Consider the following 26,175-nt stretch of genomic DNA (forward strand, 5'->3'; position numbering starts at 1 on the left):
GGCATTCGCATCAAAGCCAAAGGCTTTAGCGCCAGCTTCTATAGCTGCAAATTTAGCATCATCTAAAGGCAATACTAGACCAAGTCTAAAATTTTCTGCCCACATACTTGAAGTGGCGTATTGAGCTTGTAAGCTTAGATCTATATCGGCTATATTTGCTCCTATTAGCAAATCAGTAGCGTATAGTTGAGCTACGCTATCAATAGCAGCATACCATAGCTGGAAGCTAACTAGATCATATGAGCCAATAGCAGCTACACTATAGAGATTTCTATCGGTTACAAATTCTGCTTGCGGGGAGTTTCTCTTGCCGATGAAATAAAATCTTGTCCTAATATCATCATCATTTTGAAGGTTATCAAATGCCATACCAGCTAAAGTAAGCCCGTTAATATCGTTATTAAGCACTTTAATACCAGTGCCTACCATATCATCAGTGAAGAATGTGCCTAGCACTTGGCGACCAGCTGTGATAGTGGTGTTACCAGCTTTGTATCCTAGGTAGAATTGGCGAACATTGAATGTTTGACCATAATTATCATAGTTAAAGCCCGTATCATTTGTCCCTACCTGGGTAGCAGCGTCAGAATTTTCGCCAGAGTTATCGCCGCTATCATACCTAAAGCCGATAACGCCAAAGAAATTATCATCTAAAGCAGATTGAAAATTTATATCAGATGTAAATCTATGTTTATTAATATGACCTTCAATATCATTATATTCACTATCATATCTATATCTTGAATACCCTGATATATCTATATTTTTCATGGTATCTTCAAGTATCCCAGCACTTGACACGCTTGAAGTGGTTAAAGGAGAATACCCCCCCCCATTATCTTCAAGTGTCTTAGCGTTTGATACGCTTGAGATGGTAGCTACGCTTATAATAGCAGATAAGCTTAGTTTGACTAATTTCATTTTTATCTCCATATTGAAATATAAATTCTCAAATTATAACGATTTTTCATTTAATATTTACTAAAAATTTGATAAATCATTACCTATCATTTACTAAAATTTAGCAATCTTGATAAGATTAGTTTAAAGCAATAGCGGTAAAATCGCTAAATTCATTTGCCTATTAGCAGTAAATTTAGGCTACATTAAACGCTTTTTGCGATTTTCTCCATTTTGGTAAGTAGCTTTGATCTCTCATTATCATCTAAATTTCCATATAATAGCTGATTCATTGCTTGCATAAAGTCAAATGTAGCAAAGAGTTTCGCATCGCTATTTGCTTCTTTGGTGGCATTTGAGATGGTTGAGTCTATAGAGCTAGACTCAGCTTTTATCTCTTTTAAATTTTGTAAAATTTTATCAAATTCGCCAGTTTTATCAAATTTTGCTTGATTTATAGCTAGGTTCATTAGCTGGGTATTTAGCTCATTGATTTGCATATTTTGCCTTTAATTTGTGAATTTGCAAAATATAAGCAAAAATTAGACCAAAATATCAACCCCCAGTAGCTTGGCTTGAGCCGCTACCGCTTCCGCCTCCAAAAAATCCGCTTCTAGCGTTGCTTCCAGCTTTTGAGGCAGTGGAGCTTGTGGCGGCTTTATTAAAGCTATTTACGCTTCTATTGTATGTGCTTGGGTTGTTGTATGCTCCTTGGCGAGTGTTTTGGTAGGCTGGATTGTTAAATAGCTTTGAGCCAATCCAGCTTCCTATTATCGCACCAGCTGCGCTAGCTAAGATGGCTTCGCCTAGTCCTAGACCACCGCTTCCGCTACTTAAATTTGAGTTTGTCAGACCGCTTGTTCCAGCGTCTATTTTGGCATTTTCTTCTTGTAAGAGCTTGTCTATTTCAGCTTGGCTTAATAATCTTTCACTCATTACGCCATTGGCATCGCTCTCACGCAAAAATACTCTAGTATCATTACTTGGGAATTCATCTGCTATTTTATAGCTTCCATCGCTTGTTTTTTCTATAAATACCGTTGCGCCTTGTTTTTGGATAGTTTGGGCTGTGTTTGTGCTATTAGACTCGCCGCACCCTGCTAAACCAAATGCTATTATAGCGCCCACGCCGCTAGCTATACTTATATCTTTTAATCTTTTGATATGTTTCATCTTTGCCCTTTAAATTAAAGTGAAATTATAAAAATATAGATTAAATTCAAATTTAACTTATCTCATATTTTAGTTTATACTCGCCAAATTCATTTTTAGCAAATATATCTTTGTTATAGTGTTTTTCTATAATTTGCCAAAATTTGGATTTGCTAATGCCTATAAAATTACAAAAATCCTCCACGCATCTAGGGTCTAGTGCATGGTCTCTCTCTTTGACTAGCTCGATTGCTTTATCTCTACTCATCAGTCCATATCTAACTAGCCTAGCAGCGTAGTCAGTAGCCATGGCGTGGCCAAATTTAGGATATTTCATCCAGGCATGGACGATATATGCTACGCTATCTACTTGATCGAAATCTTCTATAGTGTGAGTTCTATCCCATTCGCTCTTTAAATCGCTAAAGCCTCTGCTCTTAGCAAAGATATAATTAGAGTATGAATTCCACTTGATAAAATAGCTTAAATATATAGGCTCAAGGCTATCTACATCTAAATTTGGGTTATTTGGGTCATAGAATAGTTGTAGATCTTTAAGGTCTATATCTACGCCACTTAAATCAATATCACTTGCTACGCCATTTAAAAATATATCTTTAGCGCTTGGAGTCTCTACTGCGTCGCTACCACCATACTCGTAGCTAACATTTTCGCCATATACCAAAAGCGGAGTATTAAATTTCGCCGCCATAGCAAATGGATAACTATATATAAGGCGATCTATATACCATGTTGGTTTGCCATATTTTTCAAATGTGTAGAGCATTAGGGCTTTTTGGGTTTTGATATTTGGTTTTAAAGATATTATATGACAACCAAATTCTTCGCTTAAATTTCTTAAATTACTCTTACCAGCTTTTGTCATTGTGAAGTTATCCTCAACGCTAAAAAGCACCGGATTCATCCCTAAAACCTCTTTCATGATATGGACTTGAAAGTGGCTATCCTTACCGCCACTTACAGCAATAGCGCAGTCATAGTCATTTTTGCCATTTCGGCCTCTGTGCTTATCGCATAAAGCTTCAAGCTCTTTAAATCTAGATTTGTAATCGATATTTTTCTTATTTTCGTGATTTATACACGCACTACATTTAACTCTTCCATCATCTAAGGTAGTAAATTTAATCCCCGGTCTGCTATCAGGCATAACGCAAAAATCACAATATCGCATTACCCCCCCCCTAAAATTTTTATTCATCTGTAAATCCTTTTTAAATTATTTAAATTTGAAGTTGCGTTTAAAAGCAACATATCAGCTATAACTAGCCTTGCCATTGCCGTAGCTACCACGCTCCCACGCACTCCAATACATGGATCATGTCTGCCACGCAGCTCACATATCGTCTCATCACCATTTAAATTTAGAGTTGGTTGAGCCTTAAAAATGCTTGGCGTTGGCTTAAAATAGCTCTTAATCACAATATCGCTTCCATTACTAATACCGCCTAAAATCCCGCCACAATGATTGGTTATAAAGCCGCTTTTATCCATATAATCATTATTTTGACTTCCAAGCATATTAGCCACGCTTATTCCATCTCCTATCTCTACGGCCTTTACTCCATTTATCCCCATCATAGCACTAGCTAAGGTCGCATCAAGCTTATTATATAGCACTTCGCCTAGTCCAGCGGGGGCGTTTTTGATGATAGTTAAAACACTAGCCCCAAGGCTATCATTTGAGTTTTTGGTATTTAGTATTAGCTCTTTAGCGCTCTCTTCTGTGGATTCATCAGCCCAAAAAATCTCACTAGAATTCGCAAATTCAAAGTCGATTTTATCAGCTTTTATATCGCCAATTTGCCTTACGCAACTTTGGATATCTATATCAAATTCTCTTAAAAGCAATCCCGCAAACGCCCCACCAGCAACCCTTGCTACACTCTCTCTAGCGCTACTTCTGCCACCACCCCTATGATCTCTAATCCCAAATTTAGCAAAATATGTATAATCAGCATGCCCTGGGCGAAATAGATCTTTGATATTATCATAATCTTTGGAGTGTTGAGAGGTATTAGCCACTATAAAGCCAATAGGACAACCGGTGGTAAAACCATCATAAATTCCGCTTAAAATCTCTATCTTATCACTCTCTTTTCTTGAAGTGGCGTATTTGCCACCGGGGCGACGCCTATCAAGCTCACTTTGGATAAAGCTCATATCGACTTTAATACCGGCTGGAATTCCATCTATAACCCCACCTATAGCTACGCCGTGACTTTCGCCAAATGTGCTTAATCTAAATTTAGTCCCAAATGTATTCAATAACTATCCTTTCATTGAATTTAATATCTCTAAAGCCTTTAAAGCACAAGCCTGCTCGGCTGATTTTTTGCTATTTCCTATGGCTCTTGCGATCTCTTTGCCCTCTAATATCACAGCCATTTCAAAGCTCTTTTTATGATCTGGTCCACTTGAGCTTATTAGCTCATATTTTGGTGCTAAGCCTATCTTGGCTTGAGTGAGCTCTTGAAGAGTTGTTTTGTAATCTTTAGTTAGATTTAAGCTGATATCGGGGAAATTTGCTTCTAATAAAGCTATAAATATGCTCTTCACTTTTTCTAATCCACTCTCTAAATATATAGCCCCCATCAAGGCTTCTAAAGCATCGCTTATTAGGCTTTGTTTCTCTCTGCCGCCGTTATTCTCTTCGGCGGTTGAAAGATATAAAAACTCGCCAAGTCTTAGCTCTTTGGCTATCTTAGCAAGGCTATCTTCATTGACTAGTGAGGCTCTTAATTTGCTTAGGTCGCCTTCGCTTTTACCTTTAAATTTGTGATATAGATACTCCCCTACTATCAAATCCAACACCGCATCACCTAAAAACTCAAGCCGTTCGTTATTAATAGAGCTTTTGATGCTTTTGTGAGTTATGGCCTCTTTTAACAAATTTATATTTTTAAATTTATATTTTAAAAGCTTTTGAATCTCTGTTAATTTATCCATAATAATCCTTTTTAATCCTTTGTAAGCTTCATCGCTGCATCTTTGGCTAATTTGTCACATAACTCATTTTGTGGATGGCCGGCGTGGGCTTTGATCCAGTGGGCTTTGACTTTGTGAATTTGAGTTAATTTATCTATCTCTTGCCAAAGCTCTATATTTTTGACATTTTTAAAGCTCTTTTTCTTCCATCCATCTAGCCAAGAGTTAATCCCATTTGCAGCGTAACTACTATCGGTGTAGAGATTGACAATACAAGGCTCTTTTAGGGCTTTTAAGCCATTGATGATGGCCAAAAGCTCCATTTGGTTATTTGTAGTATCTCTTATGGCTCCGCTATCATTTTTGGTATATTTTTCATACTCTAAGATATAGGCCCAGCCGCCATTTCCAGGATTATTTAAGCAACTACCATCGCTAAAAAGAGATACTATTTTCATCGCTCTCCTTTATAACATTTGGGATAATAGCACAACTTCCTAGTCTAGCGCAGTGATTACACCGATAAAAAAATAGAGGATATGAGCCTTTACACTCCTTACAGATATAGCTAAAACTTAAAGTAGCATTAAGGTTATTATCCCTAGCGACCTTTAAAAGATTTAGATTAAAATCACTGATTTGAGCGTTATTTAGTCCCTTAGCGCCATAAAGTTCTTTATACTCATCACCATCTAAAACCCCATCATTAAGATACAAAATATCTATACAATTATCCAAATTTGGCTTGGATTTTATCTCATTTATATCTTTATTATTTGTGATATAAGTTTCTAAAATCATACGATTTATCAGATTAAACTCATCAGCTAATTTATTAAATTTAGCTATTTTTTGACTAAATTCCATATTGCTATTTTTTATCTCTAGAGCTTTTGTATATGCTATTTGCATAGATACTTCTACGCCTTGCTCATTTAGAGCATCTAAAACTTCAAGGCTTTTTTGATACATTCTAAGCTTTTCAAATCCTAGCCCAAGATGGCTAAGTGCGTCAATATTTTTGGTACTTAATTTAATGGATTCTAAAAATACCTCCGTAGATCGCTCTATAAATCCAGCTTTTAAATAGGCTTTTCCTAAATTTAAAAATATAAACTCTTTTTCGCCCTTTTTAGCAGCCTTTTTAAGAGCGATTAAATATATACTAATAGCCTTGTTAAAATCCCCACTCCTAGCAAAAATCCCAGCCAAAACCCCAAGCGAATTTGAGTCTATATCAAGGTTTAATAGCATATTTTGGTATTTTGGGTCTAGTTGGCTTTGGGATTGAAATTTGCTAACAAATTTATCTATGCTGTTTTTTTGATCTTTGAGCGAAAACACTCCCCAAAAATAGCTTAAAACCGCTATCAAAAGCAAAACACTAAAAAGAACAATAAGCCCAAAAATAGGATCCCTATACTCAATGAAAAAAAAGTCCAAATCCAAAAACCTTGCTAAATTTAATGGCGATTATAGCTAAATCAATGTATAATCTCGCTTATGATTTCTAAAAATAGTATAGAAAATTTAAAAAATATAATTGATATTGTTGATGTAGTAGGTAGCTATATACCGCTTAAAAAATCAGGTGCGAACTTCGTATGCGTATGCCCTTTTCATAATGACAAGCACCCATCAATGTCGGTTAGTCCAAGCAAAGGGATATATCACTGCTTTTCATGTAAGGCTGGTGGAGATGCGATTAAGTTTGTTATGGAGTATGAGAAGCTAGGTTATGCTGAGGCGATCGAGAAATTAGCGTCTATCTATAATGTAAGCTTAGAATACACAAGTAGCAAAAATGAGCCAAAAGTAAATAAGAAAATTTTAGAGAATTTAAATCTCCATTATAAAACGCTTTTGTATAAAAATCCTGAAGCTATAAATTATTTAAAAAGTCGCTCTATCAGCGATGCCATCATAGAAAAATGGGAGCTTGGCTGGGCAGCAGGCTCGCAAAATACTCTAAATTTGCTCCAAAATGAGGGCATTGAGCCAAAAGAGGCTTTAGAAGTTGGTGCTATCAAGCAAAATGAGAGCGGATACTACGCTAGTTTCATCAACCGCATAACATTTCCTATATATAATCATCTTGGGAATTTAGTAGGCTTTGGTGGTCGCACCATTAGCGATAATCCAGCTAAATATATCAATAGCCCACAAAGCCAAATTTTTGATAAATCTAAGATATTTTATGGCTATGATAAGGCTAAAAATGAGATTTATAGGTCTCAATCAGTGGTGATTTGTGAAGGTTATATGGATTGTATTATGCTTCATGCTGCGGGGATAAATAATGCTGTAGCGGTGCTTGGAACAGCACTAACCCAAAAGCATATCCCACTGATAAAAAGAGGCGATATTAAGGTTACTCTAAGCTTTGATAGCGACGCAGCTGGAGTCAATGCGGCCTTTAAGAGTGCAAGATTGCTTATGGAGCATCAAATAGATGGTAAAGTGGTCTTAATAAGTGGTGGCAAGGATCCAGCCGAGCTAGTAGCAAGTGGCAAGGAGATGGAATTAAAAGAGCTATTAAGCGGCGGGATTGAGCTTGGGGAGTTTTATATAACTCAACTTGTAAAAAATTTAAATCCCAAAACTCCTTTAGAGATTTCCAAAGCACTTAAGGCTATTCAAGAATTTAGCTTTAATCTTGATCCTATAGTGGCTAACTCCTATAAAGCTCTTGTATCTACGCTTTTAGGAATTGAGATTAGCTCATTTAAATTAAGCAAAAATGTGAGCGTATCTAAATCTATAAATATCCCAAATAAGGCTTTAAATTTAGGAGAAAAAAGGGATATTGCCGAGCTATCAATCTTAAAAAATATGCTTATAAATCCTGAGTATTGCCAGATTGTAAAGCAGTATTATGGTATTGAAATTTTTAAAGATAAGGCTGCGTATAGAGCAGTTGTAGGCTCACAAAGCCAAGATAACGAGCATATAAGAGAGCTTGAACTGCAAGATAATTTAGAAGAGTATAGAAGTGTAAATGAGCTTCATAATGCTATTAGACCCCTTGCGGTGGGCTATTATGAGAGACTTTTAAAAAGTGCAAAGTTAACGCTTGAAGAGATAATTGAGTGTAAAAAAAGAATATCAATATTAAAAGGAAAAAGATGAAAAGAAAATGTTTGGCCCTATTTAGCGGTGGGCTTGATAGCATGCTAGCTATGAAGCTAATCTCACTACAAGGTATAGAAGTTCATGCCTTAAATATAGATATAGGCTTTGGCTCAGATCCTGTTAAAAATGAGACTCTAGCTAAAAGAGCAGCGATGGCAGGAGCTAGTTTTGAGAGTGTAAATGTGCGTAGTAAATATCTCCAAGATGTGCTTTTTAATCCTAAATTTGGATATGGAAAGCAGTTTAATCCATGTATTGATTGTCATGGGTTTATGTTTAGGACGGCTATTTCTATGCTTGATGATTATAATGCAAGTTTTGTAATCAGTGGAGAAGTCGTAGGTCAAAGACCAATGAGCCAAAGAAACGATGCGATGGCACATGTGAAAAATTTAGCCGATGATAAAGATGATATAATCCTTAGACCACTTTGTGCTAAGCTATTAAAGCCTACTTTGCCAGAGCGTGAGGGCTGGGTGGATAGAGATAAGCTTTTAGGCTTAAATGGTAGAAGTAGAACGCCGCAACTAAGCTTAGCTAAGGAGTTTGGATTTAGCGATTTTGAAAGTCCTGGTGGGGGCTGTCCATACACGATGGAGGGCTTTAGCAATAGAATTAGAGATTTTATCAAATATGATAAAGATATGAGCGAAGATGACCTTCAAAGCTTAAGATATGGTAGGCATTTAAGGCTTCCTGATGGTGCTAAAATGATAATTGGCAGGGATCAAAATGATAATGAGAAGCTTGATGCTTTAAAACTTGATAAGATGGATAGTATAGATTGCGGCGGTATCATTGGCGCAAGAAGTTTTATAGATAAAAATGCTACTCAAAGCGATAGAGAATTAGCTGCGAATTTAGCCATAAGCTATTGTAAAAGTAGCGACAATCAAGATTATATAGCCAAAATCGGCACCCATTTAATAAAAGCTACAAAATGCGATAAAAGCTTAGCTGCTAAATACTTCATATAGGCATTTTGGTGGCTAAATTTCAAAAAGTTTATATAGAGATTAGCGATATTTGTGGTTGTGAGTGTAGCTTTTGCCCCTCTGTGAGCGTGGATAAATTTGGCCCTATGGATTTGGGGCTTTATAGCGATATTTTATCACAGATAAGGGGCAAGACAAGGGCGATTTGCCTACATCTTTTAGGCGATCCATTGGCTAATTTAAATTTGGATAAATATCTAGATTTGGCCTTTAAAAACTCCTTTAAAGTCGATTTAGTCACAACTGGCAAATATCTAAATAAGCATGATTTTACCACACTTTGTAAAGCTCATCAAATTTCATTTTCTCTAAGCGCATTTATAGATAAAAACGGCAAATTTAAAGATGATTATATAGATAATTTACTTGATTTTTGTAAATTTAAAAAAGAGATAAAAAGCGATATTTTTGTAAATTTTAGAGTTCAAAAGCATATGATAAATGAGCCTAAATTTAAGATGATTAAAGATAGATTTGAGCAGTTTTTTGGGGTGAAAATTGATTATAATGCGGATAAAATTCGCTTAGATTATAAGACATTTTTGGTTTTTAAAGAGTATTTTGAGTGGAGAAAGCCAAATTCGCAAAATCCGCATAAATATTGCCACGGCCTAATCTCACAAATTGGTATTAAAAGTAGTGGAATTGTGGTGCCATGCTGCATTGATGCTGGGGCTAGCATAAATCTAGGTAGCCTAAAAGAGCAAAGCCTAACTACCATCATAAACTCACCTAAAGCTAAAGCCATAATAGAAGGCTTTAAAGCGGCAAAAGCGGTAGAAAATCTATGCCAAAAATGCGAGTATAAAGCGGTTTTGGACTAGGCTAAATTTTAGCGTTTTAATCCGCTTAAAATTTAGCTTAGTAAATATAGAATTTAAATTATTTAAGTTAAATTCTATTAATAAATTTAGCTTTGAAATTTGGCAATTTTAAGCAATATTTAAGCTAAAAAGCTCCAAATTTCAACCCATCAAATTTTAAAAATTCGCCCTTATATGCGCTCTATACGCATTTACATACTCATCTACTTTTGGATTTTTTTCCACATCATTACACATAAAGCTAGGCAGCGCTTTCATCCCGCAATACTCCATCGCTTTGTGCATAGTAAAGGTTACACCATCACACCCACGCCCTTCAAAAAAATCATTTTTGTCATTAAAGGCCGTAATTGGCGCATTCCAAGTGGTGCTTATCATGTATTTTTTCTTCGCTGTTTTCTCGCCTGTGCCATATCCATGCTCAGGGTCACTAGCGTGGCGACCATCGCTTTTTGTCAAGTGTGGCGCTGCAGCTGACAAAACCTCATCTATATATTTTTTGACAATCCACGGCGCACTCATCCACCAGCCAGGGTATTGAAAGATGATTATATCGCTTTGGATGAGCTTTTGTACCTCACTCTCTACTTCATAGCCATCATCTATTTTGGTGCGGATAACCTCATATCCCTTAGCCTCTAGCTCACTGCTTGCTATTTCGCAAAGCAAGGTATTTAGTTTGCCGCCACTATTACCAAAATTTTTACCACCATCTAAAATTAATACCTTCATACTCTCTCCTTTGTTTAATAAAAATTGCTTATTTTAAATAATTTTTTAAAACAAGCATTAAATTAGCATATCTTAAATTAAAAAATTTATTAAATATATTTTAATTTTAGACATATTAAAGAGATTGATAAGGCATCTTTGATGCAAAAATATAAATAATTTTTTAAGTAAAAATTTTGATATAATTACAAAAAGGTAGATTATGAAAAAAGAGTTAGATCAGTTTTATACAAAGCAAGAAGTTGCTTTAAAGTTATGCAAAATATTAAAAGAAAAATTAAATTTAGATAAATATACTTTTTTAGAGCCTAGTGCTGGGTTTGGTTCGTTTGTGAATGCTTTACGGATAACTTTTAAAGAGCCAAAAATAGAAGCTATTGATTTAGACCCAAAGTCTACCCATATAAAATCGCAAGATTTTTTCACTTACCAGCCAAAAGAGCAAAAGATAATAACAATAGGAAATCCCCCATTTGGCAAAAGAGCCACTCTTGCTATAAAGTTTTTTAATTACGCTAGTGAATTTAGTGATTATATAGCTTTTATAGTGCCTTTGCAGTTTGAAAAATGGAGCGTTCAAAAGAATTTAAATAAAGATTTTAAGCTTATTTTTACTGAAATTCTAGACCCTAATTCTTTTATATTTGGCGGCAAAGATTGTTATATTAGATGCTGTTTTCAAATATGGACTAGACTGCCTAGCAAGATAGATTTAAGACTAAAACAAGCACCGCCTACTACTCACAAAGATTTTGAGATGTGGCAATACAATAACACAATTGGGGCAAGAAAATATTTTAACCAAAAAGAGTATAAATGGGACTTTGCTGTTGTGCGACAAGGCTTTTATGATTATAAGCACCTTATTTTACAAGAAGATGATTTAAATCCAAAAATACAATATATATTTTTTAAAGCTTTTGATAATAAAACAAAGCTCAATTTAAAAAGTCTTGATTTTGAGAGCTTATCACGCAAAAATACCACAATACCAGGCTTTGGAAAAGCTGATGTAGTGGCTGAGTATAAAAGGATATTTAATGAATAATTTAAATAAATTTTTTGAAAGCATTTGTAAGGATAGAGCCAAAATAACAGGTTCACCAGATGGCAAAATCTTTGAAGAGAATTTTAAAAGCTATTTAAAACGCTCAGGCTTTAATGAAATGAGCCTTACTATTATAGATGATGGGCTAAAAAGATTTTTAAAAGAAATTAAACCTAAAATTCTAAGCAAAAATGACACGCAAATTTTAAAAAACTCTATTTATCTAAACAACACTAACCGCAAAGATTATGCTAATTTTTTTATTTGGCAACCTTATGGTAGTCAAAATTTCCCGGATTTTTTGGTATTTTGCCAAAATTATATTTTCGCAATTGAGACTAAGTTTTCATCAAAAACAAGTAATAAACCAATGTGGAATTCTAATATCCCAAAAGAAAATTCTATTTATGTTTTTGCTAGTTATCAACAAAGAGATTTAACTTTTTTCTTAGGTCATGATGTTATAGAGAAAAAAGAGCGAGAAGAGCTATTAATACTATGGCAAAAAACAGATGAAGAGTATAATAAATGGACTAAGAGCTTTAGGGATAAAATAAATGCTGGCAAATTTAGTAATGAATATGGCTTTACAACCTATATAAGAAAAGCTTACGAGCAAAAAAATACGCATAATAAAAATGCTATTTTGAATTTTTTTAAAAACAAAAATAGAAAAAAATTAGAAGATAATGTTTTTGAGTTTATAAATAAGCATAAATGAATTTAAATTTATTGATTTATCAGAATAAAATTAATTGTTAAATATCTTAAATAGATATTAAATTTGGCCAATATAATAAAGTTTTAAATTCTTAAATCTAGCGAATTTTAGAATTGGCTAGATTTAAGCTTTTGCTTTAAGTTTTTTTAAGCTCATCAAGGTGCTTTATAGCGTAGTTAAATTATACTTTGAAATCTATCTTTGAATTTTCTATATTTGCTTCTATATTTTTTATCACAGAGCTTAAATCTTGCGTATTTTCATCCATTAGAAGTCCTGCTTTTGCTAAAATTGCTTTTTGCTCAGCATTTAGTGAGCTTACTCCGCCCATAAATTGCTGTAAAAGAGCTTTAGCTAGTAAGTCTTCGCCAACATTTACTTGTTTTATTCCATCTCCCACTATAGCCGTTATAATGTCTGTTACATCTTGTGCGTGTTCGTTTTTATCCATTATTTCGCCATAAATTATTTCGCCATCACTATTTTTATCATTTTGTATTGTTTTGTTTAGCTCCTTTTCTATGCTATCACTTGCGTATTTGCCAGCAGCATAAGATGAAGAATGCTTATTTTTAAAACTATCTTCAAGTTTCATATAGCTCTCGGTGCTAGTAGAAATATCAGTCATAGAATAAAGACTAAAAACTCCGTGCGAAGTAAAACCAGAGTTTGTATTTGCTAATTCATCTTGGCTTAGGTATCCATCGCCATTAGCATCGCTACTAGCATATCCACGCTTGTAAGCTATATCGCCAAACCACCCAGCCACAAAGCTTTCAGCCTTGCCACTAAGTATTTGCGAACCATCGCTTTTAGTAAAGAAATCTTGTTTTCCAAATACTCTTTGGAGTTTTGCTAAATTTTCATCACTAAGTCCAATTTTTATAAATTCCCCACTTGTTTCATCTTTGAAATAGACTTGATTTTTAAAAGTGCTTTCATTGAAATTAACCTTAATGCTAGTGTTAGTAAGGCTATCTATACTCTTGTCAAGCTCGGCTAATTCAGCCTTAGAACGATTTTGTGCATTTTGACTAAGCACTCCATACACAGAATTATTATAAATGGTCTCATAGCCATAATGTTTCATATTTGCAAGATTCATTGATAGCCTTTTATTATTTAACGAATACAACCTATCCGCGCACAAAAAGCATTTGAATAGATGCTTTGATGATCTGTTTGTGGATTGGTATTTGCGTTTTTATTATTTGAAATTGCGGTGTGAATGTCTAACTGATATCGTATATTGCCATACCTATCTATATAATAACCAGCAAAAGCAGAACTAGCCAAAGTGGCGACTAAAACTGATGAAAAAAGCAATTTTTTCATATTTTCTCTTTATTATTATTAAGTTTGTTTTATTATAGCAAAAAATCAAAATTATTAAATGATTTTTGTAATATTTGTTACAATTTTTTAATCAAGTGTTACTATTTTACACAAAATTTATTTTAAATCAATAAATTTGGCTATTTTATCGCAGAAATTTTCTTATAAACTACTTTAAAACAGATTATAGTGTTTCATTTGCTATATACTTGAGAGCTTAATAGATAAAAAATTTAAGCTTTTGCTTTAAGTTTTTCAAAGTCAAACTCATCAGGGTGGTTTATAGCGTAGTTAAATTTTTGCCTATCGATTTTTTTATCCCAAATTCCTACGATTAGACAAGCCACTGCGTTACCGCATAAATTCCCCACCGCACGCATCTCGCTCATAAACTTATCCACCCCAAGTAGCACCGTTACAGCCACCACAGGTATGACATCATGCATAGAGCCAAGCGTCCCAGCAAGCACCACAAATCCTGAGCCAGTTACTCCTACGGCACCCTTGCTTGTAACCATCAAAATTAGTAAAATACTAAGCAAATGTGAAAAACTAAGCTCTATATCAAAAGCTTGAGCCAAAAATATAACACAAGCTGAGAGATAAATATTTGTACAATCTAGGTTAAAAGAGTAGCCAAAAGGGGTAATTACACCTACGCAACCTTTATGAATTCCAGCACTTTCAAGCTTTTTCATAAGCGGAGCTAGGGCAACTTCGCTTGAGCTAGTAGCAAAGACAACTAGCACCTCTTTAGCAATAAATCGCATAAATTTAAATATATTTACCTTAGCAGTGTAGCAAATCACGCCAAGCACCACAAAAATAAAAAACAAACACGACACTAGCATAGTCCCAAGCAGACTTAGCATACCTATCAAACTCTCAATACCAAATTTACCGATAAGATACGCCATCGCACAATATGCCGCTAAGGGGCTTAGCCACATAAAGATACTAAGAGCTTTTAGCACCCAGTTTTGAGCCTTTTCAATGGGATTTATGAAAAGATCTTTGATTTTCTTTGGGGTAAAGCTTAACACAATTGCCAAAAACAAAGCCATAAAAAGCACTTGAATTGTGTTAGCTTTGATAAAGGGCGTGATAACGACACTTAGGGCTAAAAGAGCATTTTTAAGCATACCTAGCACAAAGCCAAATCCGCTAAGTGTGTTTAAATCATCATAAGGCAAAAGCGGAGTTTTTGGCACCGCACCAGCTAGTATCGACCAGATCGAGCCTACATCTTTAGAAGCTCCAGAGAATTTATCCACGCTACTAGCATCAAAGGAGCTAGGATCTAGATGCATTCCCACCCCAGGTGCTAAGAGCAATGAGCCAAAAATACCTACAGCTAAGGCTATCGTGCTAACTACTTCAAAGTAGATAAAGCCCTTTAAGCCTATGCTACCAAGATCTCTTAGACTCTCTAAGCCTACAATGCCTGAAATAATGGTAAGAAAGATAATGGGTCCTACCATCCACTTTAAAATCATTATAAAATAGTCAATTCCAAATTTACTATCAATTCCAATTTGCGGAAAAGTATAACCTACAAAAATACCAAGTATTATTGCTAAAACAACCCAAAATGCGAGATTTTTTAATACTCCAAGCATACTAAAACCTTAAAAAAATAATAAATTTTATCACAATAAATCTTAAATTTTTAAGAAAACCAAGTGGAATTTTAAATAATCTTAGATTTTTGGTTTAGGTGTTTTTGAAATGTTGTTTTATTTTTAATTTTATTTTTTGATATAATGCTAAATTTTATAATAGATTAAGCGAGTTTATAATGTTTGATATACAAAAAGCAAAGCAAGATGATAATTTTAGAGAGTTAAAGCACTCTAAGATAAGCTCAAAATTTCTAAATTTAAATGGCAAAAATCTGCTAAATTTAGGTAGTAATGACTATTTAGGCATAGCAAGTAGTGTAGCCTTAAGAGATGAATTTTTAAAAATTTGCCTTGATAAGGATTGGTATTTTGGCTCTGGGGCTAGTAGGCTAGTCTATACTTCAAGTGATGAATTTGAGCGTTTGGAGAGTTGGTTTGAGAGTAAATTTAATAAAAAAGCGTTAATTTTCAACTCTGGATATTGTGCGAATTTGAGCTGTATCAGTGCGTTAAATGATAGTGATACTCTATTTTTAGCTGATAAATTAATACACGCAAGTATGATTGATGCATTAAAGCTAGCAAATGCGAATTTCAAACGCTACGCCCATAATGATAATGAAGCCTTAGAGAGTTTAATTAAGCAAAATCAAGGCAATGTTAAACGCATTATAATCCTAAGCGAAGCTATTTTTAGCATGGATGGAGATAGGGCTGATATAGAGTTTATGCTATCATTAAAAAGGCGTTATGATAATGTAATGCTGTATATAGATGAGGCTCACTCGTTTTTTGCTTTAAATGAGCTTGGAATTTGCGGCGATATGGGTTGTGATATTGATTTTATCCTTGTTACGCTTAGTAAGGCTGTAGGAAGTAGCGGGGCTGTGATTTTAAGCAGTGGGGAATTTAAAGATATATTTATAAATAGCGCTAGAAGCTTGATATATTCTACCTCTATACCGGCTATAAATGTAGCGTGGAGTAATTTTATCCTAGCCAAAGACCACTCAAAACGGCGTGAAAATCTAGCAAATTTGATAAATTTTCTAAATCTTAATTCAACCCATATCTGCCCTTTTGTAGTTGGGGAAAATACCAAGGCTTTAGAGCTATCAAATGCCTTAAATGAGCTTGGCTACTTCGTCCCAGCTATCCGCCCACCTACAGTCCCAAAGGGCAAGGCAAGGCTTAGAATTAGCTTAAGAGCAGATTTAGAATGTGGCGATTTAGTGAAATTAAAAAGGCTTTTAGATGAAAATCGATCTCATTAAAGATTCTAAAAAACTCATTGTATTATTCTTAGGTTATGGCTTTGATAAAAGTAGCATTAGCCACTTAGAGCTTGGAGATTATGGGCTTTTGGTGGTTAGTGATTATAGCGATTTAAGGTTTGATGGGGGGATTTTAGCTAATAAAGATATATATTTGATCTCTTGGTCTATGGGCGTTTGGGCTGCGAATTTGGTACTACAAAACACCCCCTTAAAGGTCGCAATCGCCATAAATGGCACCCCTTTTGGCATAGATGAGAAGTATGGGATTAAAAAAGATATTTTTTATAAAAGTATAAGCGAGTTTGATTTTGAAAGCTTTAAAAAACTCTGTTTTTTAGGTATTAACAAGCAAAAATTTCAAAATTTTACATTTAATCAAAACGCTAAAATCGAGCTTATAAATCTTTATAAAAATGCTATTTTGCCTTGCCAAAACCATATTTTGTGGGACAGGGCTTATGTTAGTAAGCGTGATTTGATCTTTGATAATAGTGCGGTTTTAGCATATTTTAAGGATAAAGCTAAGATTATAAATACTCCACATTTTGCATTTTTTAACTTTAAAAGCTTTGGAGAGATAGTTGAGATTTAAGGGTGCTAAATTCTATGATATTTACGCAAAACCGCAAATTTACGCTGCGGATATTTTGATAAATAGCCTTAAAAATTATAGGCAAAATTACGATGATATTTATGAGATTGGTGCTGGAAGTGGGGTTTTGACAAGGCTGATTTTAAGCCAGTTAGAGTGTAAAAATTTGATTTTAAATGACCTTTATGAGAGTGAATTTATGAGTAAATTTAGCACTCAAATAGGCGATATTACGCAGTTAAAAATTAAAAATAAACAAGATTTAATCATCTCAAGCTCAGTTTTTCAATGGATAAATGAGCTTGAAAATTTAAGCTATAACCTAAAATTTAGCTTAAAAAGTGGCGGGATTTTAGCCTTTAGCACATTTATAGATGGCACACTTAAGGAGCTTTCAAGCTTTACAAATCAGAGCTTAGAGTATAAAAATCTAGCCCAGCTAAAAGCAATTTTTAGCAAAAATTTTGAAATTTTAAACGCTCAAGAGAGGCAAATCAAGCTAAAATTTAACAATTTAAAAGAGCTTTTAACCCACCTTAAACATACTGGCGTAAATAATATAAAGGGCGAATTTAAGCTTACAAAAAGCAGTTTTGAGGCCTTAAATTCGCACTTTAAGAATGATTTTAGCCTAAGTTATAAATTTGCTATTTTAATCTTAAAAAACTAAAATCCCCCAAGCACCTCATCAATGCTTTTTACGCATCTTTTTATCGCCTCGTTCATCTCATCTTTTTGGATATTTAGCGGCGGATTGAAGTATATCACATCGCCAAGTGGCCTTAGTATAAGACCATTTTTTAAAGCCTTTTTATAAATTTGATATCCAGTTCTTAAGGCTGGGTTAAACGCCTTTTTACCATCTTTTTGCTCCACTAGCTCAATTGCATTTATTAGCCCGATGGAGCGAATTTGACCTACATTTTTATGTGAGCTTAGAGCGGAGTTTATCTCATTTTTTAGATAGATTGCGTTATTTTGAGCTTGGCTTAATATATTTTGACTCTCAAATATATCCAAAACCGCATTTGCCGCAGCACACCCAAGCGGATTACCACTATATGTATGAGAGTGCATAAACGCCTTGCCTTGGGAGTATGGTGCGTAAAAAGCGTCATAAATTTCATCAGTAGTAGCCGTAATAGACATTGGCATATATCCGCCAGTTAGCCCCTTTGAAAGCGTCATAATATCAGGGCTAATACCAGCATGCTCACAAGCAAACATCCGCCCAGTCCGACCAAATCCAGTAGCGATCTCATCAGCTATTAGCAGCACCTCATACTCATCGCAAATTTGCCTTAGCTTCTTAAGATATAAAGGCGGATATATCTTCATTCCAGCTGCGGCTTGAAGTATAGGCTCAACTATCAAAGCCACGCTCTCTTTGCCATGCTGCTCAAAAACTGGCACAACATACCGCTTGAAATATTTCATAGCGATCTCATCGCTATTGCCATCAAATTCGCTTCTATACATATCAGGGGCTTGCAAACAAATGGCCTTCATCAGCATTGGCTCATAAATTTTAGCATACAAATCAAGCGCCCCAACGCTCAACGCTCCGATAGTCTCGCCGTGATAAGCACCACTTAAGCAAATAAATTTATTCTTATGCGTATTGCCTACTTGGTGCTGATACTGAAACGCCATCTTAAGCGCACTCTCTACAGCTGAGCTACCATTATCGGAAAAGTTAAATTTGCTTAGTTTAGGCGGTAAAATTTGCTTTAATCTACTAGCTAATCTCACAGCCCCTTCATGCGTGAAATTCGCAAATATCACATGCTCAATCTCATCAAGCTGATTTTTAATAGCACTATTTATATACTCATTTGAATGACCTAGTAGATTACACCACCAAGAGCTGATAATATCTATATACTCTTTATCATTTTCATCATAAATTTTAACCCCCTTGCCACGCTTTATCACAATTGGCGGTAGCTCCTTATAATCATACATTTGCGAACACGGATGCCATATTAGCTCTAAATCCATCTTTGCTATATCTAAAAGCATATTTTATCCTTAATTAAAAATATTTAAAATCTCATCTTTGCTTATATCTAAGCTTAGCTCATCTCTTTTTACACAAGATAAAATTTTTAGACCAAATAGCTCATTTATCATCTTTTTATTATCTACGCAAATGGGGCAATTCTCATCAAAATTATTTAATACCACACCCTTTATATCAACGCCATTTTGCCTTAGATAAAAGCTAGTTAGCCCAGTTTGATTGATCGCTCCAAGGGCTGCGTCTGAGACTATTATAACGCTTAAATTTAGAGCTTTTATCAGATCAAGTAGCATTATCTTCTCATCATCATATCTAAGCGGACATATCACTCCACCAGCCCCTTCAACCACCATAAAATCGCAAATTTCATCTAGATTATTAAGCTTAGATATGATTGTGTCCATATTTACGCTTTTATTCTCATTTTTAGCTGATAAATGCGGAGAATAGGGCTTGATAAAATTATAAGCACTCATTTGAGAGTAGCTAAGCTCAATCTTAGCAAATTCACGCACGAACTTCACATCAAGCGGATCATCTGCTAAATTTCCGCTTGAAACTGGCTTGAAATAGCCGACATTTAGTCCAAATTCACGCATTTTTTTAACTACCAACGCACTTATATAGCTCTTGCCTACATCAGTGCTAGTCCCAGTAATAAATATCTTTTTACTCATCTTATTTTCCTTAGATATTGTAAATTTGTATTTTAAGATTTTAAGGCTAAATTTTACATATTTTTAACCAAAATAACTCTATTTATCTATGATTATTTTAAATTTATTATAATTGCTAACTATTTTTATCTTATCGAGTGATTAATGAGTGGTTATATTTCAAATTTAAAAGGCTTTAAATATCCAGATGCTGAGCTTATACGCTATTTTTTCAAAAATCATCTAAACACAAATCCCCAAAAAGTCCTAGAACTAGGCTGTAATAATGGTAATAATCTATCTGTTTTTGCTAGTTATGATTATGAAGTTATCGGAGTTGAGCTTAATTTGCAAAATGTAGAAAATGCGAATTTTAATTTTACTAATGTATATGGATTTGATAAATTTAAATTTATTAATCAAGATATGAGGGAGTTTTGTAAGAGTGCTAAAGGGTTAAAAGCTGGTGTTTTACTAATACCAAATGTGATAAACTATATCACAAAATCCGATTTTATAACCCTTTTAGATAATATAATTAAAAATGAATTAATAGAGCCAAATAGCGACTTTTTCATAAGAGCAAGAAGTATAAAAGATCATAGATATGGTCTTGGAGAGCAGATTGATGATGGGGTATTTATCCTTAGTGGCGATGAGTATAGCGGCGAAAAGGGGATAATATGTAGTTGCTATAAAGAGTATGAACTAGTAGAAATCTTAAAATCAAAATTAAATTTAAGAGATTTTACGCTAATTACAAGCGAAAATTTAAATGTAAAAAGCGGAGTATATATCAAAGATAGTGATATAATAATTTATGGAAAAATCAATTAGGAGAGAAATATGTATAAAAATTTAAGGGGTTTGAAATTTCCAGATAGTGCTATGATACCATTTTTCTTTAAAAATGGTTTGCATAATTTGACAAATCAAAAGGTATTAGAACTAGCTTGTAGCAATGGTAATAATCTTAGCTTGTTTGCTTCATATGATAATGAGTGTATAGGTGTAGATATAAATCCGCAAAAAATCGAAGATGCCAACTATAATTTCGCAAATATCTTTGGGTATAAAAACTACTCATTTTTTGCTAGTGATATGTTTGATTTTATACCTAAAAATAGTGGTATAAATGCTGATATTTTGCTTATACCAAATGTTGTAAATTACTTTGTAAGGGCTGATTTTTTAAGGCTACTTGAACTTTTAAAAGAGCATAAAATGTATAAAAAAGATGCTATTTTTTTCCTTAGGACAAGGAGCATTAGGGACTTTAGATATGGTGTAGGCAAGATGATAGAGCCAAACTGCTTTAAGATGGCTGATGATTATGATATTACAGGCGAACCAGGTGCTATCAATACTCTATATCAAGAGCATGAATTAATCCAAATTTTACAAAAAAAACTAAATTTAAAAGATTTCAAACTTCTAACTTACGAAAACCAAAATTTGATGAAAAATAATCATATAATAAATGATAGCGATATTGTAATTTATGGGAAAATATCTTGAAAATAGCCATTATGCAGCCTACCTTTTTGCCTTGGTTGGGCTATTTTTATATGATAAATAGCGTTGATAAATTTGTATTTTTAGATAGTGTGCAATTTGAGAGACGAAGTTGGCAAAGTAGAAACAAAATTAAGCTAAATGATAGGGAATTTACCATATCCCTATCCACTCAAAAAACCGCCCAAACCACCAAAATAAGCGATATAAAGCTTTTATCTGAAGATAAATGGCGTAAAAAAATATTAAACACCATATACCACGCTTATAAAAAGAGTGTAAATTTTGATTATTATTTTCAAATTTTAAGCAGTGCAATTATGCAGTGTGAGAGCCTAGCAGATTTAAATATAAGCCTAATAACCAAATTTATGCAAGATTTGGATATTAAAACGCCGATTTACAAATCCAGCCAGCTATCTCAAAGTAACGCAAAAAGAGAGGAGCTACTACTTAGAATTTGCCAAGATTTAAAAGCAGCTTCATACCTGTCATCACAAGGATCTAAAAGCTACTTACAAACCAAGCACTCAATGGACATTTTCGCAAATAGTAAAATCGATATAGAGTATCTAAATTTCACCCACCCAGCATATAATCAAAAAGGTAAAAATTTCATACCATATTTAGGTATTATTGACTTTTTGTTTAATGAAACCAACCCAAAAGAGAGCTTTAATAAAATAATCTTAGAGCAAAATTCAAATAATATGGGGGGGGGTAGAGCCAATCTACCTAATCCTAGTGTGATTAAAGCTCAAAACCACATACCAATCTTGCTAGATAAATTTAATTTTATTAATTGCTAAATTTTACATATTTTTAACCAAAATAACATAGAAATTTTACAAGCTAATTTTATAATTCCATCACAATTTATTAATGGAGTTTTAAATGCAAAGAAGAGATTTTTTACAAGCAACTTGCGGTGCGTTGGCTTATGCTGGGATATTTATGCCTAGTGGTATTAGTGCTAATGTAAATAAGCCTTTAATCGGCTTTAAGCAAGTCCCACCTAGCACTCAAGATAAGGTAATCGTCCCAGATGGATATGAGGTTAGAAAGCTCATTAGTTGGGCAGATCCGCTATTTAGCAAGGCAACGCCATTTGATGAAAATAAGATAATTGATAAAAACGCAGTTGAAAATGCCAAGCTAACTTTTGGAGATAATACTGATGGTATGGCGTGGTTTGATATAGATGAAAATCGTGCGATTTTAGCTGTGAATAATGAGTATATAAATCCAGAAATAATGTTTAATCATCAAGGTAAAAATATGAGCTTAGATGATGTTTACTACGAGCAAAACTCAATGGGTGTGAGTATATTTGAGATAGCTAAAAACCAAGATGGGTTTTTTAGCGTTGTGCTAGACTCACCATATAATCGCAAAATCACAGCTAGGACACCTATAGATATACAAGGTCCGGCTAGAGGTCATAAGCTATTAAAAACAAGAGCCGATAAGAGTGGAGTAAGGGTGCTTGGAACGATTAATAACTGTGCTAGTGGCAAGACTCCTTGGGGGACATATCTTACTTGTGAGGAGAATTTTGATGATTTCTTTGGCTCAAGCGATGAGAATTACGCATTTAATCCATCGCAAAAACGCTACGGGCTTAGTATCAAAGGCGAGAATTATGAGTGGAAATTAGATGAGAGATTTGATATAGCCAAAAATGAAAATGAGCCAAATCGCTTTGGCTGGGTAGTAGAAATCGACCCATATAATCCAAATTCCACACCAATCAAACGCACCGCCTTAGGGAGATTTAAGCACGAAAATGCTGAAGTAGTAATAGCCAAAGATGGTAAAATCGTGGTATATATGGGAGATGATGAGGCTAATGAGTTTATATATAAATTTGTTAGCAAGGCTAAATACAACCCAAATAAGCCAAATAGAGATATTCTAAACGAAGGCACCCTATACGCAGCTAAATTTATAGATACAAAGGATTTTGAAGGGGTAGGAGAGTGGGTAGCCTTAGAGTATGGCAAAAATGGTTTAGATGAGACAAATGGCTTTTATAATCAAGGAGATGTATTAATCCATGCTAGATTGGCTGCTAGTGTAGTTGGTGCTACGCCTATGGATAGACCAGAGTGGATAGCTGCTGATCCTAATGGTAAATATATCTACGCTACACTTACTAATAACACCAAACGCACCCAAACAAACGCATCAAACCCAAGAAATAAAAATATCTACGGCCATATCATCAGATGGCAGCCTAAAGGTGATCACACAAGCACAAGCTTTAGATGGGATATATTTTTACTTGCTGGAAATCCGCTTAAATATCCAAATGACTTAAGAAAAGGAACGAGTAATATAAATGTAGAAAATATGTTTAATAGCCCAGATGGATTGAAATTTGATAAATTTGGCAGACTTTGGATACAAACTGATGGCAAATACTCTAATAAAGATGATTACGAAGGGATGGGAAATAACCAAATGCTATGTGCTGATCCTATCACAGCGCAAGTAAGAAGATTTCTAACTGGTCCAATCGCTTGTGAGATTACTGGCATTGCTTTTAATCTTGATTATACAACTATGTTTGTAGGTATCCAGCACCCAGGAGAAAATCTAGCAAATAGCCACTACCCAAATGGCAAAAGCTCCACTCCACGCAGCACAATAGTCCAAATACGCAAAAAAGATGGCGGAGTAATCGGCTCATAGATAATATTTAATTTTAAAGACTAGCTTTGCTCTAGCGAAGTTAAACCATAATTTCATCCGCATTTGTCGGATGGATAACTTTAGGTGGGTCAAGGGAGCGTAGCTCCTTGTCGCAAACGGCGACTTGTTGCCGTGCGAAGTTAAAATAATTTTAAGGGGGAAGGGCAAGGTAGCTTGGCTTTTATGTTTCGTAGTGCCGTCAAACGATAGTTAGTATCGTTTGACTATTGCACCACTCAACTGCCAAAAAGCGTCCCCCTTCCCACTTAAAAATAAAAAGAATTTCTTTGCGATAAACTTTTTTAAATTTTCTTTTCTTTAAGGGATAGGGGAAACTATAATTTGAAAGCCAAAACAGTTTCCCCTATCCCTTAAGATCCCAACCCCTTCCCAGTTTGGCATTTTTATTTTATAAAAAGCTAAAAGTGCCTACTCCGTAGGGTTACCCTATTAAAATCTGAGCGAAAGCTCAGCAACATTAGAAGGCTTTTTCAAGGGGTTAGGGGTTGTTAAGGGGGAAGGGGTAGCGACTGCCAAAAAGCGTCCCCCTTCCCACTTAAAAATAAAAAGAATTTCTTTGCGATAAACTTTTTTAAATTTTCTTTTCTTTAAGGGACAGGGGAAACCCATTTTTACCTACTTTTAACGCACAAAATTTTCGCAACAAAAAACTCGAAGGAGTTTTTGGCGAAAATTTGGAATAAAAACCAAAGTCCGTGCTAAAGTAGCAAATACTAAAGTCCCCATAAATGGGGTACCCCACTTGTGGGGCTTTAGGTGGGTCAAGGGTTACATTCCAAATTTTCGCCGTAAAACAACCATTTAGGTTATTTTGCTTTTGCGAAAATTTTGTCGCAAAGGTCGGTTTTACAGAAACCACCCCTTCGGGGTCGCATTCGCTGGTTTTGCTGACCTGCGAAGTTAAAAATAATTTCCCCTATCCCTTAAGATCCCAACCCCTTCCCAGTTTGGCATTTTTATTTTATAAATTTGTCGTGAAGTTAAAATAGGGTTACCCTGCGAAGTAGGGACTTTCTCAAAGAGAGTGCAAAGCACAAGAGGTGGGTCAAGGGAGCGTAGCTCCTTGCCCTTAAGCTGGGCTTAGCTCGTGCGGCGAAGTTAAACCATAATTTCATCCGCATTTGTCGGATAGATAACTTTAGTGCGTTTCCAAAGTGCTAAACTTTGGTCGCAAAGTGGGGCTTTGCTCCACTGCGAAGTTAAAAATAGTATTGAGCGATGATTTTATTAGCATAGCTATCTTTTATAATAGAAAATTCTCCATTTTGCTTAAATGCTACTAATTTGGCATTTGATAGGGTTTGCTCTTTGTCATCTAGAATTTCACTGCTATTATCATAAAAATAGATTTTATCACATACCCCAAGTATCTCTTTTAGGTTATCAAAACTTTGTCCAAATCTCCTTTCTAAAGTTGTATTATCGATATTATGTCCGCCTTTGCTTACTCTGATTGCTACTCTTTTTTTAGATATTTCAACGCTTTTTAAACCTATATAAAAAAGTGTGATATTATAACCTTTGTTTTTGGCTAATTTTATAAATTTGACAATTCCTTTTCCACTAAGTGTAGTCTCAAGATTAAAACTAGCACCGCTATTTAAAAATTTATTTCTCATAGCAATAGCCAATTTACCTGCTTTATTTTGTATATATGGGCTTTCGTAATTGCCTAATTCTTTTGCTAACTCATCGCTATTTACCCTATAGCCATAAAAATCATTTTTTAAAAGTTGATTAATATAAAATGTGCTTTTGCCACTTCCATTCACTCCAGCAAAAATATATAGTTGTTTAGTATTGTTTATATTATCCATATAGTAAAACCTTTTATATCAAGCTTTTGCGTTTTATTATATTCTTATTTTACATAATTTAATCTTTAAAGATTAAAAAAGGAAAAAAGTTTATTTGATATTTAAATTTTCTAAAAATTTAAAAAATCTTATTATAAAATCCGTGGCGTAAGCCACCCCTTGAAAGGCTTTTT

The 26,175-nt window shown here is 34.4% G+C and carries 27 protein-coding genes; 12 read left to right on the forward strand and 15 right to left on the reverse strand.

Annotated features, from left to right (window positions below):
• The 8 genes from CSUIS19072_RS07050 to CSUIS19072_RS07085 form a co-directional block, all read right to left on the reverse strand.
• A partial coding sequence (locus CSUIS19072_RS07050; protein ID WP_337212185.1) for a major outer membrane protein occupies window positions 1-921 on the reverse strand: 921 nt, incomplete at its 3' end.
• 185 nt (window positions 922-1,106) lie between these two features.
• The gene (locus CSUIS19072_RS07055) at window positions 1,107-1,400 is read right to left on the reverse strand and encodes a hypothetical protein (RefSeq protein ID WP_086237285.1); all 294 of its coding nucleotides are present in this window, start codon (window positions 1,398-1,400) and stop codon (window positions 1,107-1,109) included.
• A 55-nt stretch (window positions 1,401-1,455) separates the two neighbouring features.
• Entirely contained in the window at window positions 1,456-2,073 is a 618-nt protein-coding gene (locus CSUIS19072_RS07060) for a UPF0323 family lipoprotein (protein WP_086293237.1), read from the reverse strand.
• Window positions 2,074-2,125: 52 nt separating this feature from the next.
• Complete coding sequence (locus tag CSUIS19072_RS07065; RefSeq protein WP_086293249.1) at window positions 2,126-3,244, reverse strand: N-acetyl sugar amidotransferase; 1,119 nt, start codon at window positions 3,242-3,244, stop codon at window positions 2,126-2,128.
• A 23-nt stretch (window positions 3,245-3,267) separates the two neighbouring features.
• Window positions 3,268-4,338, reverse strand: a complete 1,071-nt coding sequence (aroC, locus tag CSUIS19072_RS07070; protein ID WP_086293235.1) for a chorismate synthase — start codon at window positions 4,336-4,338, stop codon at window positions 3,268-3,270.
• A gap of 3 nt (window positions 4,339-4,341) precedes the next feature.
• Window positions 4,342-5,019: a ribonuclease III gene (gene rnc, locus CSUIS19072_RS07075; protein ID WP_086224965.1), complete on the reverse strand. Its 678-nt coding sequence runs from the start codon at window positions 5,017-5,019 to the stop codon at window positions 4,342-4,344.
• A gap of 11 nt (window positions 5,020-5,030) precedes the next feature.
• Window positions 5,031-5,456, reverse strand: a complete 426-nt coding sequence (rnhA, locus tag CSUIS19072_RS07080) for a ribonuclease HI (protein ID WP_086241405.1) — start codon at window positions 5,454-5,456, stop codon at window positions 5,031-5,033.
• Entirely contained in the window at window positions 5,434-6,441 is a 1,008-nt protein-coding gene (locus CSUIS19072_RS07085) for a hypothetical protein (RefSeq protein WP_086293233.1), read from the reverse strand. The genes rnhA and CSUIS19072_RS07085 overlap by 23 nt, the downstream gene beginning before the upstream one ends.
• Window positions 6,442-6,501: 60 nt before the next feature.
• Here CSUIS19072_RS07085 and dnaG point away from each other — a divergent pair, with 60 nt between their 5' ends.
• The 3 genes from dnaG to CSUIS19072_RS07100 are packed head-to-tail and all read left to right on the forward strand — an operon-like array spanning window position 6,502 to window position 9,949.
• The gene (dnaG, locus tag CSUIS19072_RS07090; protein ID WP_086293231.1) at window positions 6,502-8,127 is read left to right on the forward strand and encodes a DNA primase; all 1,626 of its coding nucleotides are present in this window, start codon (window positions 6,502-6,504) and stop codon (window positions 8,125-8,127) included.
• Window positions 8,124-9,107: an ATP-binding protein gene (locus tag CSUIS19072_RS07095; RefSeq protein ID WP_086293229.1), complete on the forward strand. Its 984-nt coding sequence runs from the start codon at window positions 8,124-8,126 to the stop codon at window positions 9,105-9,107. Before dnaG ends, CSUIS19072_RS07095 begins: the two co-directional genes overlap by 4 nt.
• Before the next feature lie 8 nt (window positions 9,108-9,115).
• Window positions 9,116-9,949, forward strand: a complete 834-nt coding sequence (locus CSUIS19072_RS07100) for a radical SAM/SPASM domain-containing protein (RefSeq protein WP_180381009.1) — start codon at window positions 9,116-9,118, stop codon at window positions 9,947-9,949.
• A gap of 156 nt (window positions 9,950-10,105) precedes the next feature.
• Here the strand turns inward: CSUIS19072_RS07100 and CSUIS19072_RS07105 are convergent, their stop codons facing one another.
• Window positions 10,106-10,681: an NAD(P)H-dependent oxidoreductase gene (locus tag CSUIS19072_RS07105; protein ID WP_086293227.1), complete on the reverse strand. Its 576-nt coding sequence runs from the start codon at window positions 10,679-10,681 to the stop codon at window positions 10,106-10,108.
• Between the two features lie 202 nt (window positions 10,682-10,883).
• On the opposite strand from CSUIS19072_RS07105, the gene CSUIS19072_RS07110 reads away from it, so the two are divergent.
• Together CSUIS19072_RS07110 and CSUIS19072_RS07115 are read left to right on the forward strand one after the other, a co-directional pair.
• On the forward strand, window positions 10,884-11,729 hold the full coding sequence (locus CSUIS19072_RS07110) for a hypothetical protein (protein ID WP_086293225.1): 846 nt from the start codon (window positions 10,884-10,886) through the stop codon (window positions 11,727-11,729).
• Entirely contained in the window at window positions 11,722-12,450 is a 729-nt protein-coding gene (locus CSUIS19072_RS07115; protein ID WP_086237295.1) for a hypothetical protein, read from the forward strand. The genes CSUIS19072_RS07110 and CSUIS19072_RS07115 overlap by 8 nt, the downstream gene beginning before the upstream one ends.
• Before the next feature lie 181 nt (window positions 12,451-12,631).
• On the opposite strand, the gene CSUIS19072_RS07120 is transcribed toward CSUIS19072_RS07115, so the two are convergent.
• The 3 genes from CSUIS19072_RS07120 to CSUIS19072_RS07130 all read right to left on the reverse strand — a co-directional run bounded on the left by CSUIS19072_RS07120 (window position 12,632) and on the right by CSUIS19072_RS07130 (window position 15,404).
• Window positions 12,632-13,555: a hypothetical protein gene (locus CSUIS19072_RS07120; RefSeq protein ID WP_086237296.1), complete on the reverse strand. Its 924-nt coding sequence runs from the start codon at window positions 13,553-13,555 to the stop codon at window positions 12,632-12,634.
• A 17-nt stretch (window positions 13,556-13,572) separates the two neighbouring features.
• Window positions 13,573-13,785, reverse strand: a complete 213-nt coding sequence (locus CSUIS19072_RS07125) for a hypothetical protein (protein ID WP_086237297.1) — start codon at window positions 13,783-13,785, stop codon at window positions 13,573-13,575.
• 233 nt (window positions 13,786-14,018) lie between these two features.
• Window positions 14,019-15,404 carry a cation:dicarboxylate symporter family transporter gene (locus CSUIS19072_RS07130; RefSeq protein WP_086293223.1) on the reverse strand — a complete coding sequence of 462 codons (1,386 nt, stop codon included), beginning with the start codon at window positions 15,402-15,404 and terminating at the stop codon, window positions 14,019-14,021.
• Window positions 15,405-15,583: 179 nt separating this feature from the next.
• Between CSUIS19072_RS07130 and CSUIS19072_RS07135 the strand changes: the two genes are divergently transcribed.
• Genes CSUIS19072_RS07135 through CSUIS19072_RS07145 form a run of 3 tightly spaced genes read left to right on the forward strand, consistent with a single transcriptional unit; the run spans window position 15,584 to window position 17,946 of the window.
• Window positions 15,584-16,681: an aminotransferase class I/II-fold pyridoxal phosphate-dependent enzyme gene (locus CSUIS19072_RS07135; protein ID WP_086293221.1), complete on the forward strand. Its 1,098-nt coding sequence runs from the start codon at window positions 15,584-15,586 to the stop codon at window positions 16,679-16,681.
• Window positions 16,662-17,276 carry a pimeloyl-ACP methyl esterase BioG family protein gene (locus tag CSUIS19072_RS07140; RefSeq protein ID WP_086293219.1) on the forward strand — a complete coding sequence of 205 codons (615 nt, stop codon included), beginning with the start codon at window positions 16,662-16,664 and terminating at the stop codon, window positions 17,274-17,276. The genes CSUIS19072_RS07135 and CSUIS19072_RS07140 overlap by 20 nt, the downstream gene beginning before the upstream one ends.
• The gene (locus tag CSUIS19072_RS07145) at window positions 17,266-17,946 is read left to right on the forward strand and encodes a methyltransferase domain-containing protein (protein ID WP_086293218.1); all 681 of its coding nucleotides are present in this window, start codon (window positions 17,266-17,268) and stop codon (window positions 17,944-17,946) included. The genes CSUIS19072_RS07140 and CSUIS19072_RS07145 overlap by 11 nt, the downstream gene beginning before the upstream one ends.
• Here the strand turns inward: CSUIS19072_RS07145 and bioA are convergent.
• Together bioA and bioD are read right to left on the reverse strand one after the other, a co-directional pair.
• Entirely contained in the window at window positions 17,943-19,298 is a 1,356-nt protein-coding gene (bioA, locus tag CSUIS19072_RS07150; protein ID WP_086293216.1) for an adenosylmethionine--8-amino-7-oxononanoate transaminase, read from the reverse strand. The two genes, CSUIS19072_RS07145 and bioA, sit on opposite strands and share 4 nt — an antisense overlap.
• Before the next feature lie 9 nt (window positions 19,299-19,307).
• Window positions 19,308-19,976, reverse strand: coding sequence for a dethiobiotin synthase (gene bioD, locus CSUIS19072_RS07155; RefSeq protein WP_086237302.1), 669 nt, complete (start codon window positions 19,974-19,976; stop codon window positions 19,308-19,310).
• A gap of 144 nt (window positions 19,977-20,120) precedes the next feature.
• Here bioD and CSUIS19072_RS07160 point away from each other — a divergent pair, with 144 nt between their 5' ends.
• The 4 genes from CSUIS19072_RS07160 to CSUIS19072_RS07175 all read left to right on the forward strand — a co-directional run bounded on the left by CSUIS19072_RS07160 (window position 20,121) and on the right by CSUIS19072_RS07175 (window position 24,164).
• Window positions 20,121-20,792 (forward strand): class I SAM-dependent methyltransferase, encoded by a 672-nt coding sequence (locus tag CSUIS19072_RS07160; RefSeq protein WP_086293214.1) that lies wholly within the window; start codon window positions 20,121-20,123, stop codon window positions 20,790-20,792.
• A gap of 9 nt (window positions 20,793-20,801) precedes the next feature.
• Complete coding sequence (locus CSUIS19072_RS07165; RefSeq protein ID WP_086293212.1) at window positions 20,802-21,473, forward strand: methyltransferase domain-containing protein; 672 nt, start codon at window positions 20,802-20,804, stop codon at window positions 21,471-21,473.
• Window positions 21,470-22,279: a WbqC family protein gene (locus CSUIS19072_RS07170; RefSeq protein WP_330526375.1), complete on the forward strand. Its 810-nt coding sequence runs from the start codon at window positions 21,470-21,472 to the stop codon at window positions 22,277-22,279. Before CSUIS19072_RS07165 ends, CSUIS19072_RS07170 begins: the two co-directional genes overlap by 4 nt.
• Before the next feature lie 85 nt (window positions 22,280-22,364).
• Window positions 22,365-24,164 carry a PhoX family protein gene (locus CSUIS19072_RS07175; protein ID WP_086293210.1) on the forward strand — a complete coding sequence of 600 codons (1,800 nt, stop codon included), beginning with the start codon at window positions 22,365-22,367 and terminating at the stop codon, window positions 24,162-24,164.
• Window positions 24,165-25,384: 1,220 nt separating this feature from the next.
• On the opposite strand, the gene CSUIS19072_RS07180 is transcribed toward CSUIS19072_RS07175, so the two are convergent.
• A complete protein-coding gene (locus CSUIS19072_RS07180) occupies window positions 25,385-26,002 on the reverse strand; it encodes a zeta toxin family protein (RefSeq protein ID WP_086237306.1) in 618 nt (205 codons plus the stop codon).
• Between the last annotated feature and the right edge of the window lie 173 nt (window positions 26,003-26,175).

Origin of the sequence: Campylobacter sp. RM19072 (assembly GCF_024723485.1) — a bacterium.
Lineage (GTDB): Bacteria > Campylobacterota > Campylobacteria > Campylobacterales > Campylobacteraceae > Campylobacter > Campylobacter porcelli.

Coding starts and splice junctions, on each gene's coding strand:
- CSUIS19072_RS07055 (WP_086237285.1), bottom strand. CDS start 1,400: ATGCAAATCAATGAGCTAAATACCCAGCTAATGAACCTAGCTATAAAT.
- CSUIS19072_RS07060 (WP_086293237.1), bottom strand. CDS start 2,073: ATGAAACATATCAAAAGATTAAAAGATATAAGTATAGCTAGCGGCGTG.
- CSUIS19072_RS07065 (WP_086293249.1), bottom strand. CDS start 3,244: ATGCGATATTGTGATTTTTGCGTTATGCCTGATAGCAGACCGGGGATT.
- rnc (WP_086224965.1), bottom strand. CDS start 5,019: ATGGATAAATTAACAGAGATTCAAAAGCTTTTAAAATATAAATTTAAA.
- rnhA (WP_086241405.1), bottom strand. CDS start 5,456: ATGAAAATAGTATCTCTTTTTAGCGATGGTAGTTGCTTAAATAATCCT.
- dnaG (WP_086293231.1), top strand. CDS start 6,502: ATGATTTCTAAAAATAGTATAGAAAATTTAAAAAATATAATTGATATT.
- CSUIS19072_RS07095 (WP_086293229.1), top strand. CDS start 8,124: ATGAAAAGAAAATGTTTGGCCCTATTTAGCGGTGGGCTTGATAGCATG.
- CSUIS19072_RS07105 (WP_086293227.1), bottom strand. CDS start 10,681: ATGAAGGTATTAATTTTAGATGGTGGTAAAAATTTTGGTAATAGTGGC.
- CSUIS19072_RS07110 (WP_086293225.1), top strand. CDS start 10,884: ATGAAAAAAGAGTTAGATCAGTTTTATACAAAGCAAGAAGTTGCTTTA.
- CSUIS19072_RS07115 (WP_086237295.1), top strand. CDS start 11,722: ATGAATAATTTAAATAAATTTTTTGAAAGCATTTGTAAGGATAGAGCC.
- CSUIS19072_RS07120 (WP_086237296.1), bottom strand. CDS start 13,555: ATGAATCTTGCAAATATGAAACATTATGGCTATGAGACCATTTATAAT.
- CSUIS19072_RS07125 (WP_086237297.1), bottom strand. CDS start 13,785: ATGAAAAAATTGCTTTTTTCATCAGTTTTAGTCGCCACTTTGGCTAGT.
- CSUIS19072_RS07130 (WP_086293223.1), bottom strand. CDS start 15,404: ATGCTTGGAGTATTAAAAAATCTCGCATTTTGGGTTGTTTTAGCAATA.
- CSUIS19072_RS07135 (WP_086293221.1), top strand. CDS start 15,584: ATGTTTGATATACAAAAAGCAAAGCAAGATGATAATTTTAGAGAGTTA.
- CSUIS19072_RS07140 (WP_086293219.1), top strand. CDS start 16,662: ATGAAAATCGATCTCATTAAAGATTCTAAAAAACTCATTGTATTATTC.
- bioA (WP_086293216.1), bottom strand. CDS start 19,298: ATGCTTTTAGATATAGCAAAGATGGATTTAGAGCTAATATGGCATCCG.
- bioD (WP_086237302.1), bottom strand. CDS start 19,976: ATGAGTAAAAAGATATTTATTACTGGGACTAGCACTGATGTAGGCAAG.
- CSUIS19072_RS07160 (WP_086293214.1), top strand. CDS start 20,121: ATGAGTGGTTATATTTCAAATTTAAAAGGCTTTAAATATCCAGATGCT.
- CSUIS19072_RS07165 (WP_086293212.1), top strand. CDS start 20,802: ATGTATAAAAATTTAAGGGGTTTGAAATTTCCAGATAGTGCTATGATA.
- CSUIS19072_RS07175 (WP_086293210.1), top strand. CDS start 22,365: ATGCAAAGAAGAGATTTTTTACAAGCAACTTGCGGTGCGTTGGCTTAT.
- CSUIS19072_RS07180 (WP_086237306.1), bottom strand. CDS start 26,002: ATGGATAATATAAACAATACTAAACAACTATATATTTTTGCTGGAGTG.